Source organism: Nocardia sp. 852002-20019_SCH5090214, from assembly GCF_001665865.1.
Taxonomy (GTDB): Bacteria; Actinomycetota; Actinomycetes; order Mycobacteriales; family Mycobacteriaceae; genus Nocardia; species Nocardia nova.
This window is the reverse complement of sequence record NZ_LZMK01000193.1, coordinates 1-15,708: the sequence shown is the minus strand read 5'-3', so window position 1 is coordinate 15,708 and position 15,708 is coordinate 1. Positions and strand designations below refer to the sequence as shown.

The 15,708-nt window shown below is 66.7% G+C and carries 10 protein-coding genes and 1 tRNA gene; 3 read left to right on the top strand and 8 right to left on the bottom strand.

The genetic code is table 11. The annotated features are described in order from the left end of the window. Positions 1–22 precede the first annotated feature (22 nt). Positions 23–880: a cyclopropane mycolic acid synthase family methyltransferase gene (locus A5780_RS15490; RefSeq protein ID WP_063026266.1), complete on the top strand. Its 858-nt coding sequence runs from the start codon at positions 23–25 to the stop codon at positions 878–880. A gap of 131 nt (positions 881–1,011) precedes the next feature. On the opposite strand, the gene A5780_RS40990 is transcribed toward A5780_RS15490, so the two are convergent. Beyond that, positions 1,012–1,167, bottom strand: a complete 156-nt coding sequence (locus tag A5780_RS40990) for a DUF6131 family protein (RefSeq protein ID WP_167356738.1) — start codon at positions 1,165–1,167, stop codon at positions 1,012–1,014. Between the two features lie 396 nt (positions 1,168–1,563). On the opposite strand from A5780_RS40990, the gene A5780_RS15480 reads away from it, so the two are divergent. Beyond that, the gene (locus tag A5780_RS15480) at positions 1,564–2,145 is read left to right on the top strand and encodes a hypothetical protein (RefSeq protein ID WP_064902441.1); all 582 of its coding nucleotides are present in this window, start codon (positions 1,564–1,566) and stop codon (positions 2,143–2,145) included. Positions 2,146–2,148: 3 nt separating this feature from the next. On the opposite strand, the gene A5780_RS15475 is transcribed toward A5780_RS15480, so the two are convergent. From A5780_RS15475 to A5780_RS15445, 7 genes are all read right to left on the bottom strand, one after another. Then, complete coding sequence (locus A5780_RS15475) at positions 2,149–4,551, bottom strand: serine/threonine-protein kinase (RefSeq protein ID WP_064908784.1); 2,403 nt, start codon at positions 4,549–4,551, stop codon at positions 2,149–2,151. A 209-nt stretch (positions 4,552–4,760) separates the two neighbouring features. Beyond that, on the bottom strand, positions 4,761–7,274 hold the full coding sequence (locus tag A5780_RS15470) for an FHA domain-containing protein (protein WP_146098702.1): 2,514 nt from the start codon (positions 7,272–7,274) through the stop codon (positions 4,761–4,763). Positions 7,275–8,058: 784 nt separating this feature from the next. Then, positions 8,059–8,134 (bottom strand) — tRNA-Thr (locus A5780_RS15465). A 57-nt stretch (positions 8,135–8,191) separates the two neighbouring features. Continuing rightward, positions 8,192–8,749: a YdeI family protein gene (locus tag A5780_RS15460; protein WP_064902443.1), complete on the bottom strand. Its 558-nt coding sequence runs from the start codon at positions 8,747–8,749 to the stop codon at positions 8,192–8,194. Between the two features lie 100 nt (positions 8,750–8,849). Beyond that, positions 8,850–10,061, bottom strand: coding sequence for a DNA polymerase III subunit delta' (locus A5780_RS15455; protein ID WP_064902444.1), 1,212 nt, complete (start codon positions 10,059–10,061; stop codon positions 8,850–8,852). Between the two features lie 74 nt (positions 10,062–10,135). Next, positions 10,136–12,991, bottom strand: coding sequence for a type I DNA topoisomerase (gene topA, locus A5780_RS15450; protein ID WP_064908812.1), 2,856 nt, complete (start codon positions 12,989–12,991; stop codon positions 10,136–10,138). A 440-nt stretch (positions 12,992–13,431) separates the two neighbouring features. Further along, positions 13,432–13,638 (bottom strand): cold-shock protein, encoded by a 207-nt coding sequence (locus A5780_RS15445; protein ID WP_011206895.1) that lies wholly within the window; start codon positions 13,636–13,638, stop codon positions 13,432–13,434. A gap of 435 nt (positions 13,639–14,073) precedes the next feature. On the opposite strand from A5780_RS15445, the gene A5780_RS15440 reads away from it, so the two are divergent. After that, the coding region (locus A5780_RS15440) for a DEAD/DEAH box helicase (protein WP_156769510.1) at positions 14,074–15,708 on the top strand (1,635 nt) is incomplete at its 3' end.

Sequence of the window (15,708 nt, the reverse complement as noted above, 5' to 3'; positions counted from 1 at the left end):
AAACCGACCACCAGAGGTCACCATGACCGATCTGTCACCGTTCTACGCCGACGTGCAGGCCCACTACGACCTGTCCGACGATTTCTTCGCTCTCTTCCTGGATCCCACGCGCACCTACAGTTGCGCGTATTTCCGCGAACCGGACCTCACCCTGGAACAGGCACAGCTCGCCAAGATCGACCTGTCGCTCGGCAAATGCGATCTGCATCCGGGTATGACGCTGCTGGACATCGGCTGCGGCTGGGGCTCCACCATGATGCGCGCCGTCGAGAAATACGGCGTGCGCGTGATCGGCCTGACACTGAGCCGCAACCAGTACGAGCACGTGCGCGACCTGCTGGACGGCCTACCGCCCGGCACCGGTGAGGTGCACCTGCGCGGCTGGGAGGAATTCGACCAGCCGGTCGACCGGATCGTCTCGATCGGAGCCTTCGAACACTTCCGGCGCGAACGCTACGACGCGTTCTTCGACCGCTGCCACGACCTGCTGCCCCCGGACGGCCGCATGATGCTGCACACCATCATCGGCTTCCACCGCCACCAACTGCGTGAGATGGGCATCCCCGTCACCCACGAATATCTGGCATTCAGCAAGTTCGTCATCGACGAGATCTTCCCCGGCGGTCAACTCCCGCAGCCCCAGTGGATCGGCGAATACGCCGAACGGGCCGGCTTCACCCTCCACGACGTCCAATCCCTGCAACCGCACTACGCCCACACCCTCGACCTCTGGGCCCAGGCCCTCCGCGACCATCGCTCCGAAGCCATCGCCCTGACCTCCCCCACCGTCTACGACCGCTACGTCCGCTACCTCACCGGCTGCGCAGACCTGTTCCGCGACGGCTACATCGACGTCCGCCAGCACATCCTGCTGGCATAACGGACCCCCGCCACCGAACTCTGCTGCTTCGGTGAGTCCGCGCGGTACATGCGAAACCGCCCCGGAAAGCGTTTCCGGGGCGGTCGCGTGGTCACACCGCTACCGCGCGTAGTCCGCGGCGGCCGAGCGCGCTAGAAGTAGTGCGCGCGGCCGGCCACCGGGCGCCCCAGCGCTCCCATCAGAGCCAGCACGGCCCCCACGACCAGCGCGATGATGCCCAACGTCCACAGGATCGGAATCCCGAGCAGGAAACCGAGAACCAGAAGGACAACCCCGAGAGTGATCACAGCAATCTCCTCACTTTCGCTCACCTCGCACCGATCCGGCGACCGGCTGCGATCAGCGGTGGCTCGAAACATCCGATACCCGGATATCTGTGAGTGAAACGAACTCTCTTCACCGGATGGATGAGCTGCTGTTCAGGGCGCAGAGGGCACGTGCTTCGAAAATGTGATGAGACAGAACGGGCGACAACTAGTTGCGCGAACTGTGTGCCGACCGAGACAGCCGCACGCCGGGAAGAGCGTCGCCAGGGAACAGCTACGCGGGCCTCCTGCCTCTTGACGGCGACCAAGCATGGTCGGTGTTTCCCTCTGCGACCTTCGGATGCCCCTAGGTCTCGGGAGCACCCACAGCTGCCTGTCCGGTAGCGAAACACCCTGCGGGCTGGGAAGATTCACGTCATGCTGATGTGGCTCGCCGCGGCCGACCCGCAACCACGCGGCTCGACCTTCGTGGACTGGGTGCCGCTCATCGGGGCCCTCCTCGTCTTTCTCGGCGTGTTCGTCAGCGCGTATGTCGCGCGAGCAAATGCGCGCAAACCGTGGTACGAAAACCTTGCGACGCTGGTCCAGGTGCACAATGACTGGCCGGCGGGCGTGCACGGCAAGGAAACCATCGAGCAAGCCATCGCTGACATGCTTGCCGGGATTCGCGTCGATACCGGCCGGGCGGGCAAGGAAGACGCAACCGACGCTGAACTAGAGGCGGAGGAACACGCACGTCACCACGTGGACGACGCGGTCTGGTTACGAGAGTTCAATACCTGGGTAGCTCTTCCGGGGACCGTGGTCTTCTTGACTGCGCTGGTCTTTGTGGTGATGTACTCCCCTGGGCGAGCACTCACACTCATCTCCGTAACTTGCCTCACGTGGTGTGTCGTCGTCCTGTGTGTCGTGTTCGTTCATGAAACCAGGCGGGCTTCGCCCACTCCGCGGCGAAACGTGCCACCGCGGGATCACCGCGGTCCGATCCGATATCCGTGAAACTCATAGCCGACCGGCAGCCTCCTGATGTTCGGGATCCACCACACGCTCCAGTGCGCGCAGATCGGCCTCGAGCGCCCGGAACAGCACATAGGCGACCACGAAGGCGACGATGGACCCCACGCACAACACCCGCACCGCGACGATAATCTTCGGAGTATCGCTCAGCGGCAGAAATGTCACCCCGGCCACCGCCAGCAGTGGCACCGACGCCGCCACCGCGAGATATCCGTTGCAGCGGCGATCGAGCCGGCGCAGGTGCACCGCATCCTCGGGGCTGATGTCGCCGTGCCGGAGAAACAGCGGGTAGACGCAGCGGACCATGTAGAACGTCACCAGGAAGAACGGATATGCCACCGCCATCGCGCCGCACACCAGCAGACCGCCCACGAAGTGCACCATCTCCTGTCCGGTGAGCTCGTGGGTCGCGAAGTGCAGCACTAGCGGGAACAGAATCGCCGACAGGCTCCAGAGCGAGAACGCCACCACCACACACCGATCACCGAACAGCAGGGCATCGGATCTGGCTCGGGCGAGTATCCGGGAGTCATATTCGCGTCCGCGCCGCATACCGCGCGGAACGGTGAGTAGATAGCGCGACAAGTACATCACGGTCACGATGCCCACCGGGAAGAAGACCGCGTTCACCGTGCTGGTGAAAATCCACCATGTCTGTTGGGCGGGCACACTCATCCGGTCGATGATCAGGGTTTTGTTGTGCACCGTGTTGTACACGGCCGCAAGCACATTCGGGGTGCCATAGGCCAGCAGCACCAGCGGTACCATCCACCTCCGCGCCCGGAAACGCCAGCTGGTGGGTGCCGGATCCACCAGTTCGCGGGCCCGCGCGTCCAGGCACAGTTCGAACTGCTGTGCCAGTTCGTTGCCGTTGGACCACCGCTTGTCACGCGTGGGCGCCAGGCAGGTCAGCAACACCCTGCACAGTGCCGCTGGACAATCGGGCGGAACCCGTTGCAGCGCAGCCGAATCCACACCAGCACGACGACGTGCGAGCATCGCCCCCAGTGCGGCGGAGTCGTTGCGCTCACCCGCGGTGCTGTCGTCGAACGGCTTGGCACCGGTCAGCAGCTCCCACAGCACCACACCCAGCGAGTAGATGTCGGAACGGGTATCCAGATCGTCGGCGGAACGGCGGTAGCCGGGATGGCAGGCCTCCAACTGTTCCGGCGACATGTACGACAGCGACCCACCGAAGTACGCCACCGGATTGGCGCCGGCCACCTCGCGGCTGAAACTGATGTTGAAATCGGCGAGTTTCGGCACCGCCTCCGCGGTGAGCAGCACATTCGCCGGTTTGACGTCGCGATGCAGTACGCCGTGCTCGTCGGCGTAGGCCAGCGCCTCGGCGAGCCGGCGGCCCAGCCAGGCCACGGTTTCCGGCCACGACAGCGCCGCGATCTCGGCGCGCACGCTGGAATCGGTCGGCCGGATCTCACCCTTCTCCTCCATCGCGGCGTCGACCGCGGCCAGCAGCAACCGGCCGCTGCGCTGGTCGGCAGGGGTGGACCGGACCCGGCGCAACACACCCAGCAGGGTGCCACCGGGTAGAAACTGCATGTACAGCAGCCGCAGTCGGCGGCTGCGGGAATCGCCGTGCGGGTCCGGTTCGCCCAGCAGCCGCTGGTCGAAGACCCGGACGATGTAGTCGTGGTCGAGCTGGGCCAGCGTCTGCGGTTCGGTGCCGCGGTCGGCGGAGATCTTCACCGCCACCAGCCGCTGCAACGAGCGCTGCCGGGCCAGGAACACCCGCGCGAAGGCTCCGCTACCCAGCCCGGTGAGCAGATCGAAATCATCGATGCAATCGCCTACCCGGATGCTGTCCAGCCGGGCGACCTGCGATCCCGTCGTCTCCTGTTCGGCGGACAGGTCGCCCGTGGTGCGGGCGCCTTCGGGGGAGACCATGGTCGAGGCGACGGCAGTCGGGTCCGCACCGGCGCGTTGAGTGCTCTGATCCTGGTCGTCGGTATTGAGCAACTCACTCAGCTCGGGCGCTTGCGCGGGATATTCGCGCAGATATTCGCGCGGATCGACCCGCTCGCCGCTGTGCCGGCGGATCACGAACTCCTCATAGACCAGGCTGGCCGGAACGCGGTCTGGCGACAGCTCGGCGAATTCCGCGCAGTAGTCCCGCAGCCGCTTGCGGGGCGGCTCGGGTCCGCCGGACGGCGTGAGCGCGGGCCGGCGCAGCCAGCGCTGGCGCAGGTCGACGCGGATCAGTTCGATCAACGCGGCCAAGCGCAAGGTCTCCGCGTCGGGCAGGTAATCGCTGATGGCCGGGGCCGGGTCAGCCGATTCCCACGCGGCTACGAAGGCGGCCACCGCGCCGGATTCGAGTCCGGCCGTTGATCGTCCGAAGCCGCTGTCTGAGCCGGAGCCGTCGGCCATATCCGCTCCTGTCGAATCCGAACCGTGCACTGGCCGGTCGGTGAAGCGATGGATGCAATCCACCACACCCAACACCATCATCCCCGAGAGGCGGTCCGATCGAGGAGAAATCGCACGGCTGCATCCGGTCGACCCTCGGGGCGCGAAGGCCTTCTATGACTACGTCGATCCGGGCGACGTCTGCGAGGTCGTGCCGTAATCGGTCGGCGTCAAATCCGCGCGGTGCGGGCGCCGCGCCGCCGTGGACGCAGCTGATACAGCCGGTATCCGGCCAGCGCGAGGAAGACGGCCCCCAGGCCGGCGAGGACCCCCATGTCGAGCAGCCACGTGCCCAGGGTATGTCGCCACAGCGGGTCGGGTGCGCCATTGTGCGGCGACAGGGTGTCCAGGTCGAGGGTGGCCGCTGCCGCAGCGTAGCCCCAGCGGGACGGCGACAGGTAGGACAGCTGTTCCAGAACAGGGGTGCCGGGCAGCCGTACCAAACCGCCGGTGAACACCAGTTGCGCCATGGACAGCACAATCAGCAGTGGCAGCGTCTTCTCCGAGGTGTTGACCGACACCGAGACCAGCAAGCCCAACGCCAGCGAGGCGATGCCGAGTATCGCCATCGCCAGGATCAACTCCAGCGGGACCGAGGTGAATACGCCTTTCGCCGGCATGCTCACCCCGATGGTGCCGATCAAGAACAGCACCGCCGCCTGCAGGATGGTGATCACGCCCAAGACCAGGAGCTTCGACATCAGGTAGACCCCCGCGGACAGTCCGGCCGCGCGTTCTCTGCGGTAGATCGTCTGCTCCTTGACGATCTCGCGAATCGAGTTGCCGGTGCCGATGAAACAGGCACCGAATGCCAAGATCATGAGCTTGGTGGGGGCATCGGTGTTGGTTCCGGGCGCCCCGGCGAAACCCTCGCCCGACGGCACCGCGGCGATCAAGCCACCGAGAATCAGCGGCATCACGCCGAGCAGCGCCAGGTAACTTCGGTCCGAGGCGATGACCGCCAGGTATCGCCGGCACACCGTACTGAGCTGGCTGAGCTTGGACTGCGGCGCGGGCGGGGGTGCCGGTGCGTGTACGTCCGCCGGGCCGACATCGTCGGTCGGCCCGACCTCCACGTACTGCTCGAAGCGTGGCGATTCTCGGAATTCAGCAGCCCAGTCGCGGTCCTCCTCGCGGTCGAAGGACTGAAACACCTCGGCCCAACTGCGCTGCCCGAACTGCTGCAACCCCTCCGCGGGCGGTCCGTAATAGGCCAGCCGACCGCCGGGTACCAGCACGAGGAGGCGGTCGCAGGAATCGAGGTTCGCGACACTATGGGTGACGACGATCACGGTGCGCCCGTCGTGGGCCAGTTCGGACAGCATTTCCATGACCGTCTTGTCCAGGCCCGGGTCGAGGCCGGAGGTCGGCTCGTCGAGGAACAGCAGGGACGGTTTGGTCAGCAACTCCAGTGCGACGCTCACCCGTTTGCGCTGGCCACCGGAGAGCCTATCGATGCGCGTGTCGGCATGCCGGGCCAAGCCGAGCTCGGCGAGGACCTCATCGACCCGCTGCTCGCGCTCCTCGGGGCGCGTGTCACCGGGGAAGCGGAGTTCGGCCGCGTACAGGAGCGCGCGCCGCGTCGGAAGTTGGCTGTGCAGGATGTCTTCTTGCGGAACCAGTCCGATGCGGTGGCGGAGTTCGTCGTAGTCGGTGTAGAGGTCACGTCCGTCGTAACGAACCGTCCCCTCTGTCGCCGGACGCAACCCGGTCACCGCGCCGAGCAACGTCGATTTGCCCGCTCCACTGGGTCCGATGACCCCGACGAGCGAGCGCTGCGGAATCGGGAAGCTCACCTCGTCGAGGAGAACCTTGCCTTCCGGTGTGCGCACGATGAGGTTCTGCACCGAGACCGACACGTCACCGGTGTCGACGTATTCCCGCAGTTCGTCGCCGACCAGCCGGTAGGTGGTATGCCCCATGCCGATCAAGTCGGATTCGGACAGGTCCGCCGAATCGACCCGGGCGCCGTTGACGTAGGTGCCGTTGTGGCTGTCGAGGTCGACGACCCGATACCGGCCTGCGCCGGTCACTCGCAGTTCGGCGTGATGACGGGAGACCATGAGGTCGGGCACGACGATGTCGTTGTCGGAGGCCCGCCCGATCCGGAATGTGTCCGAGACGATCCGGACGACCGCACTGGGGTGAGCCGCCGGAGGCGACGACCGCGCAACCCGCCGGGGGCGGCCCCCCGGATGGAACGTCGTCATCGTGTCTTCATCATCGAGCTGGTAGCCGGGATCGGGGACGAGCATCGTGTCGCCGCCGGTATCGCCGGACGACTCGCCGCCGTGCTGTCCTTTTTGCCCCTCCACCGAACAGAGCAACTGCTCGCCGTTCACGGCGTGACCGAGCTGGAACGTCTCGTCATGATCGATCAGCATCCGATCGACGCGCTGACCGTCGAAAAAGGTGCCGTTGAGGCTGTGCGCGTCCTCGATTTCCCAACCGTCCGACCCACGCTCCAAGACGGCGTGCACGGAAGATACCCGCGGATCGGTGACGACTATGTCGGCCGCCAGATCGCGGCCGACATTGTATGAACCTCCCGCGTGCAGCCGATAGACGCGCTCTCGCGTCTGCACCACAAGAACGGGCGCCTCGGGAAATTCTGTGGAGGACTGGTCATCCGCCATAACGGGATTATACGACTTGAAACGCCCTGCCGCGGCAAAGCCGGCCACCGAGAATTCCCTAGCAGTGTCCGCTCTGCTCCGTTTTCGCGCCGCCCTAACCCGCGCTGACCAGCGAGAACGACCTGCGAGTTGAGAGCCGCCACCACCCGGCAGCCGCCGACGAGCCAGTGCAGCCGCTCGACCGGCACCCGACCGAACCAGCCGCGGAAATCACCGTAACGGGATCGGTAATACCAATTCGATCGGACCAGAACAGAATGTCGAAGCTGAATATTCCCATTGATTCATCGCGCCGGAATTCCGACACATCCCATATTTTTCCCACAACCGTGACCGCGCTACGCGTCTTCCACGTCGACCACAAGGCAGTAGAACCGTGCAGGCCGCCGCTCCAGCGCGGCAACCGCACCGCACTCGACACGCTGCTCGGTCTGTGCGGAAAGGGCTTGCGCGTTGCGTATCAGGAGCGGGGAGTACATCTCGGCGCACTCGCGCCTCGGGATGGTTGGGTGCCTTCACCCGGAAGCTCAGCGCAGCATCTTCGCCGTTGTCGTTGGGCGAAGGGACATGAGACCTCAACCATGTACCTCCGCCGGCCTCGGGAAACCCGTTGATCCGGCGGACAGGTTGCGGGACAGTACATCTCGCAACCCAGCCGTGCGGGCGGCTGGAGGCTGCGCGGATCCGCCGATGCCCCCGACGAACACGTCGGCAAGGTTCAGTGCATTCGAGCGCGGGCCGTAACACCATCGCGTACCACGAGCTCATGCGAGCTTCGGCGGCAAAAGCCATCCGCTCGGCCCTGAGATCCACTCGGCCCTGACAGGGAGTATGGAGCCGCCTGGGGGAATCGAACCCCCGACCTTTTCATTACGAGTGAAGCGCTCTACCGACTGAGCTAAGGCGGCGTGCCTTTCGGCGGTGCGAGTCTATCGTCTTCGGCGACCGAACACGAAAACGGCAGGTCATCGGTGCAGTGTGGCCATGATTTCGGCCAGCCTGCGAGCCCCGGCGGCGGGGGTTCGGGCCTTGAGCAGGGGAAGGACCAGCAGGTACCGGGCGGTTCGGTCCAGGGCGGCGAAGCGGTTCGCGGCATCGGCGTCTTCGGCCAGAGCCGCAGACAGCTCGGCCGGCACGGGTGCCGAGCGCTGTGGCGCGTAGGCGGCATCCCAGCGACCGTCGGCGCGGGCGGCCTCGACCGCACGGAGGCCGGGTGGGCGCATCCGGCCCGTGGCGATCAGGGCCTCGGCTCGCACGACGTTCACCTGCGACCAGGTGCTGCCGGGTCGCCGGCGCGAGTAGCGCTGGAGGAACGAGCGGTCGTCGCGCGCGCGCCGGTGACCGTCGATCCAGCCGTAACACATGGCCACCTCGGCCGCATCGTCGATGGTGATCAGGGGCGCGGACGATCCCTTGCGTGCGATCAGCAGCCAGGCGCCGCCGTCGTCGGTGTGGTGACCGTCCAGCCAGTCGGCCCAGGCGGCGGCATCGGGAAAGCGGTTGACAGCAGGGAGTTTTCGCATCACGGTTCGTCCTCTCGACGAACACCATGCTGCCCGTTGAAGTGCTCACCCTTTGAGCACTTTTGTCGCTGACATCGCCGACGGTCGGTTGCGCGGTGGTTCAGGCGGAGCGGGCCGCGATGAGCCCGGCGACCATCGCGGCGATGGCGAAGCGGGGTTTGACGTTCAGGTCGAGAGCCTCGCGGCAGGCGAGGACGGCCTCGATGGAACGCAGCAGTCCCTCGGGCCGCACCTCGTCGGCCAGATCGCGGATCTGATCGGACAGGTCCGGGTGGGTGAGAGTGATCGCCGGGGAGGGATTCGCGGCGGACGTCCCGAAACGCAGAGCCAGCGCGTCGCGGTACAGGCCCGCGACGTCGATCAGCGCCCGGTCGAGGGCATCGCGGCTGGTGCGGGTGGCGCGGGATTTCTGGCGGCGCTCGAGGTCCTTCAGCACCCCGGCGGAACCGCGGGTCGCCGAGGCGGCGCCTTTCCCGGTGCCGCCGGCGCCCAACGCGGTCGCCAGCTCGTCGCGCTCGCGCTCGTCCCGTTCCGCGCTGACCTGTTTGGCCTCCTCCTCGGCGGATTTGACCAGCTCGTCACCGGCCGCGTAGGCGGCGGCCGGACGCGCGACCGCCGAGACCAGCGACAATGCCCGGGTACGGCGGGCGCGGGCCTGCTCGTCGGTCGCGAGGCGGCGGGCGCGACCGACATGTCCGCCGCTCACCGAGGCCGCCCACGCCGCCTGTTCCGGGGCCAGCCCGTCACGCTCGCGCAGCACCTGGGCGATGGCGTCCACCGACGGCGTCACCAGATGAACATGCCGGCACCGGGATCGCAGAGTGACCGAGATGTCCTCCGGGTCCACCGACGGCGCGCACAGCAGGAACACGGTCCGCTCGGGCGGTTCCTCGACCACCTTCAGCAGCACGTTGCCCGCGGCCTCGGTCAATCGGTCGGCATCCTCGATCACCACCACCTGCCACCGCCCGGTGCTGGGGCGCCGGGCCGCGACCTGCACGATCTCGCGCATCTCCTTGGTGCCGATGCTCAGGCCCTCCGGAATCACCCGCCGGACATCGCCGTGGGTGCCGGCCATGGTGGTGGTGCAGGCATGGCAGTGCCCGCAACCGGGCGTGCCCTCCGCCGTACATTGCAGCGCGGCCGCAAAGCACAGTGCGGCAACGGATCTGCCGGATCCGGGCGGCCCGGTGAACAGCCAGGAGTGCGTCATCGCCGAGGACGCGATTCCGGCGCGCGCCGCCACGGCGGCAGCGGTCAACTCGGACTCGACCGAGTCCTGGCCCACGAGCCGATCGAAGACACCTGCCACGCGCTACACCCTAATCGGCCGCACCGACAAACCGACCGGCACCGAGACGCTCCCGCCACGACTCGGGCCGCGCGCTACGACTCGGCCGGAGACTTCACCGCCGCCTTCTTCGCGGGCGCCTTCTTGGCCGCGGTCTTCTTCGCGGTGGTCTTCTTGGCGGTCGCGGTGGTCTTCTTCGCCGTCGACTTCGCCGCGGTCTTCTTCGCCGGTGCCTTCTTCGCGGTCTTCTTGGCCGCCTTCTTCACCGGTCCCTTGGCGCGGCGATCGGCGAGCAGCTCGGAGGCCCGCTCGTCGGTGATCGACTCCACCTCGTCACCCTTGCGCAGGCTGGCGTTGGTTTCGCCGTCGGTGACATACGGGCCGAACCGCCCGTCCTTGATCACCATCGGCTTGCCGGTGGCGGAGTCGTTGCCCAACTCCCGCAGTGGCGCCGCACTCGCCGCCTGCCGTCCGCGCCGCTTGGGTTCGGCGTAGATCTTCAACGCCTCTTCCAAGGTCACGGTGAAGATCTGGTCCTCGGTGGCGAGCGAGCGAGAGTCCGTGCCCTTCTTCAGATACGGGCCGTAGCGGCCGTTCTGCGCGGTGATCTCGTCACCGGATTCGGGATCCTTGCCGACCACCCGCGGCAGCGACAGCAGCTTCAGCGCATCCTCGAGGGTGATGGTCGACAGATCCATCGACTTGAGCAGCGACCCGGTTCGCGGTTTGGGCGCGGCGGCCTTCTTGGCGCCCTTCTTGGCGTCGAGATCGGCCTCCGGCTCGGGCAGGATCTCGGTGACATACGGCCCGAAGCGACCTTCCTTGGCCACGATCCGATGTCCGGTTTCGGGATCCACACCGAGCGAGCGCCCCTCCTGCGGGGTCGCGAACAGCTTTTCCGCGACCTCGGGCGTCAATTCGTCCGGCGGCAGATCGTCGGGCAGATTGGCGCGCTGGGAGATCGGATCGCCATCCGGATCGTCCGGGTTCTGCACCATGCGCTCCAGATACGGACCGAAGCGCCCGACCCGGACCACGATGTCGCGGTCCTGGTCGTCGGTGAACATCTTGATCGAGTTGACCTCGCGGGCATCGATATCGTCGAGCCGCTCCCCGACCATCCGCTTCAGTCCGCCGGAACGCGCCACCGAACCCTCGGCGCCGTGGTCACCACCGAAATAGAAGCTGGTCAACCAATTTCCGCGCTGCTCGCGACCGCCGGCGATGGCGTCGAGATCGTCTTCCATGGCCGCGGTGAAATCGAAATCGACCAGGCGGCCGAAGTACTCCTCCAGCAGGCCCACCACCGCGAACGCCACCCAGGACGGCACCAGCGCACTACCGCGCTTGTAGACGTAGCCGCGGTCCAGAATGGTCTTGATGATCGAGGCGTAGGTCGACGGGCGTCCGATGCCCAGCTCCTCGAGCGCCTTGATCAGCGAGGCCTCGTTGTAGCGCGGAGGCGGATTGGTCGTGTGCCCATCGGGCGTCAGCTCGGTGGCGTTGACGCCTTGGCCCTCCGTCAGCGCGGGCAGCCGCGATTCCGCGTCGTCGGACTGACCGCCCGCATCCTCGTCGACACTTTCCACATAGGCCTTGAGGAAGCCCGCGAACGTGATGGTGCGCCCGGATGCGGAGAACACGCATTCCTCGCCCGTACCGGCGCGGCCGGTGATCCGGACCGTCAGCGTGGTGCCGCGCGCGTCCGCCATCTGCGAGGCGACCGTGCGCTGCCAGATCAGTTCGTAGAGCCGGAACTCGTCCTGGTCCAGCCGGGCGTGCAGCTGGCCCGGCGTGGCGAAGGTGTCACCGGCGGGCCGGATCGCCTCGTGCGCCTCCTGCGCGTTCTTGACCTTGCGGGTGTACTGCCGCGGCGTCGGATGCACGAACTCGGGCCCGTACAACTGGGTCGCCTGCGCCCGCGCCGCGCTGATCGCCGACTCCGACAGCGTCGTGGAGTCGGTACGCATATAGGTGATGTAGCCGTTCTCGTACAGCCGCTGCGCCACCCGCATCGTGCGCTCGGACCCGAAGCGGAGCTTGCGGGCGGCCTCCTGCTGCAGCGTCGAGGTCATGAAGGGCGCATAGGGCCGCCGCGTGTACGGCTTGGATTCGACCGAGGTGACCTGGAAATCCGCCTTGTCCAGTGCCGCGGCCAGCCGCCGTGCCGCGGCCTCGTCGAGCACGGTGACACCGTTGCGGGCCTTGAGCTGACCATCGGATCCGAAATCCCGGCCGCCCGCGACGCGTGCACCGTCGACCGTGACCAGCCGCGCGCCGAAGATGCGCGGGTTGGCCTCGTCGCTCGGGCCGCCGCCAGCGTCGAATTTCGCCGCGATATCCCAGTACTCCGCGGAACGGAACGCGATGCGCTCGCGCTCGCGCTGCACGACGATGCGGGTCGCGACCGACTGCACACGGCCCGCCGACAGTCGCGGCATGACCTTCTTCCACAGCACGGGGCTGACCTCGTAGCCGTAGAGGCGGTCGAGGATGCGCCGGGTTTCCTGGGCGTCGACCAGGTCGTTGTCGAGTTCGCGAGTATCGGCCGCGGCCGCGCGAATGGCCGGCTCGGTGATTTCGTGGAACACCATTCGCCGGACCGGAATCTTCGGCTTCAGCGTCTCGAGCAGGTGCCAGGCGATGGCCTCGCCCTCGCGGTCGGGGTCGGTGGCCAGATACAGTTCGTCGGCATCACGCAGCAGTGTCTTCAGTTCCGAGACCTTGGCCTTCTTGTCCGGACTGACGACATAGATCGGCTCGAAATCGTGGTCGACATCGACACCCAGCCGAGCCCAGGACTGGCCTTTGTATTTGGCCGGCACGTCCGCGGCACCGCGCGGCAGATCTCGGATATGGCCGACGGATGCCTCGACCGTATAACCGCGGCCCAGATAGGGCGCGATCTTGCGTGCCTTGGTCGGCGACTCGACGATGACGAGACGACGCAGGGGACGCCCCCGGCCGGATGCGGCCGCGTCGGGCCCGGCGGAAGCCGCATCGGGAGTCGGCGATGCACCGCGGTCTCGTGTTGCCACCGGCGAACACACCTTTCCTGTCGACCCGCGCGGCGCAGGCGCGCGGCGCGCGGCTGGGGCAAGAGGGAGAGACAAATGTCTCCCGCCAGAGACGTTTATACCGTGTTTCGCTGTCGTGGAGTCCGCACTGCGGCCCCGCGACCCTGGAGTCTCGGCTGTTCTGCGCGGTACTTCCCCGTCCGTACCGTCCGAACCGAAATGGCTGCGAACTGCAGAAAAACCCCCTTGTGGGCAACTCGATCACATCGAAAAGCCCCGGTTTTCGATCGAGTCTACTTCCCCCGCATATGACTCGTCCCTCACCGCGTGCTCGCGGTGAGGGACGAGAGATCGGACCTTGTTGGGTTACTCGCTCAGCTGAGCGCGCGAACTCCGGTGGCCTGCGGGCCCTTGGTGCCCTGGCCGACCTCGAATTCGACCTTCTGGTTCTCCTCGAGGGTGCGGAAGCCCGAACCCTGAATCTCGGAGTAGTGGACGAAGACGTCAGCGGAGCCGTCCTCGGGCGCGATGAAGCCGAACCCCTTCTCCGCGTTGAACCACTTCACAGTTCCCTGTGCCATTCTGTTCCTTCTCTTTCCATACCGGAACGGCGGACAAGTTAGGTTGGTCCACCGGGTCCGTTCCGACCGCTGTACTCTGTTCCCCCTGCAGGAAGCTTCAAGCACACCGTTCGCAACATCGATCCTGCTGATGGTTTGGACCTTTGATCCGTTCCCTCGAACACAGAAGCTTGCGACCGAGAACTAGTGAACCATGTCCGCGCGCAATTCGACAGCCGAGTTACCGACAATTTGCAAAAAAGATGATCTTGCGAATGTGCAGGTGAGGGGCACAATGCCCAAATCCAAACTTGAAGTAGGTTTGCTTAGCGATAACCGAGCGAGCGTCAGGCAAACAGACTGTGACGCAGGTCGCTACTCGGTAGTGAATTGGCAGCTCGGGCGAGGGCGGCACACACGGTTCACACTTTCTTCGCGTCGCACGGTCTCGGTCCGATGAATCCGAAAGGCCCGCGATCGGCCCCCACGCCCGCAGAAGCGATCGGCTACGGGACATCGTTGCTGAATCGTGTCCTTTTCGGAGTGCCCGATGCGGAGAGTCGTATCACCCATGTGACCGAACTCCCGGCCCGGCCGGCGCGCATCACCGACTGGCCTTCCTGGGCTGCTCCGGAGGTGGTCGACGCCCTGCGGGAATCCGGTGTAGAGGCACCGTGGACGCATCAGATTCGAACCGCGGAGCTGGCCGCTTCGGGAACACACGTCGTGGTCTGCACCGGGACCGCGTCGGGCAAATCCCTGGGTTATCAACTTCCGGTATTGACCGACCTGCGGCGGGATCCGCGAGCGACCGCTCTGTATATATCGCCGACCAAAGCGCTCGGAGCCGATCAATTCCGCGCGGCCGCGCAGTTGACCCATGCCGGCGGCCTGCGCGATATCCATCCGGCCACCTACGACGGCGATACTCCGCCCGAGGTCAGGCAGTGGGGGCGGGCGAATGCGCGGTGGTTGTTCACCAATCCCGACATGCTGCACATCGGCATACTGCGAGCGCATCAGCGCTGGGCGCGGATGCTGCGGCGGCTGCGCTACGTGGTGGTCGACGAATGCCACGCGTATCGCGGTGTATTCGGGTCCCAGGTCGCGATGGTGTTGCGCCGGTTGCGGCGGCTGGCCACGCATTACGGCGCGAATCCGACCTTCGTCCTGTGCTCGGCCACCAGCGCCGATCCGGCCGCGGCGGCCGCACGGCTGATCGGTGCGCCGGTGACCGCGGTGACCGAGGACGGCTCCCCGCAGGGTGCGCGAACGGTCGCCCTGTGGGAACCACCGCTGCTCGGCGACCTCAGTGGCGAGAACGGCGCCCCGGTCCGACGGGCGGCGACCACCGAGGCCGCCCGGATCATGACCGACCTGGTCGTCGAGGGTGCCCGGACATTGACCTTCGTTCGCTCCCGCCGGGCCGCCGAGGTCGTCGCCATCGACGTGCAGCGCATGCTGGCCGAGGTGGATCCGGCGCTGGCCGGGCGAGTGGCGGCCTATCGGGCCGGATACCTGGCCGAGGACCGGCGGGAACTGGAGAACGGCCTGGCGGACGGGTCGCTGCTGGGCGCGGCCACCACGACCGCACTCGAACTCGGCGTCGACATCGCCGGGCTGGACGCCGTGGTGATGGCCGGTTTCCCGGGAACCGTCGCCTCGTTCTGGCAGCAGGCGGGCCGCGCAGGACGTCGCACCCAGGGCTCGCTGGTACTGCTGGTGGCACGCGACGATCCGCTCGACACCTACCTCGTCCACCACCCGCACGCCCTGCTGGACAAGCCGGTCGAGGCGACCATCACCGATCCGCACAACCCCTACGTCGCCGGCCCGCATCTGCTCTGCGCGGCCTGCGAACACCCCCTGACCGACGCCGAGATCGACGACCTCGGCGTCCGGGACGTGGCCGCCGATCTTGCCGCGCACATCCACGTCGTCGTGTGGGTAGGCGCTCGACGTCGGATACCAGCGAGCCTGACCCCCGCCGTTCTCCCGGCGCTTGATCAGGCCCTGCGCGGCAAGATCGGCGGCCACGTCCCGGACGCCGAGGTCGTCGATCTCGGCGTCGGTCAGGGGGTGTTCGCAGGC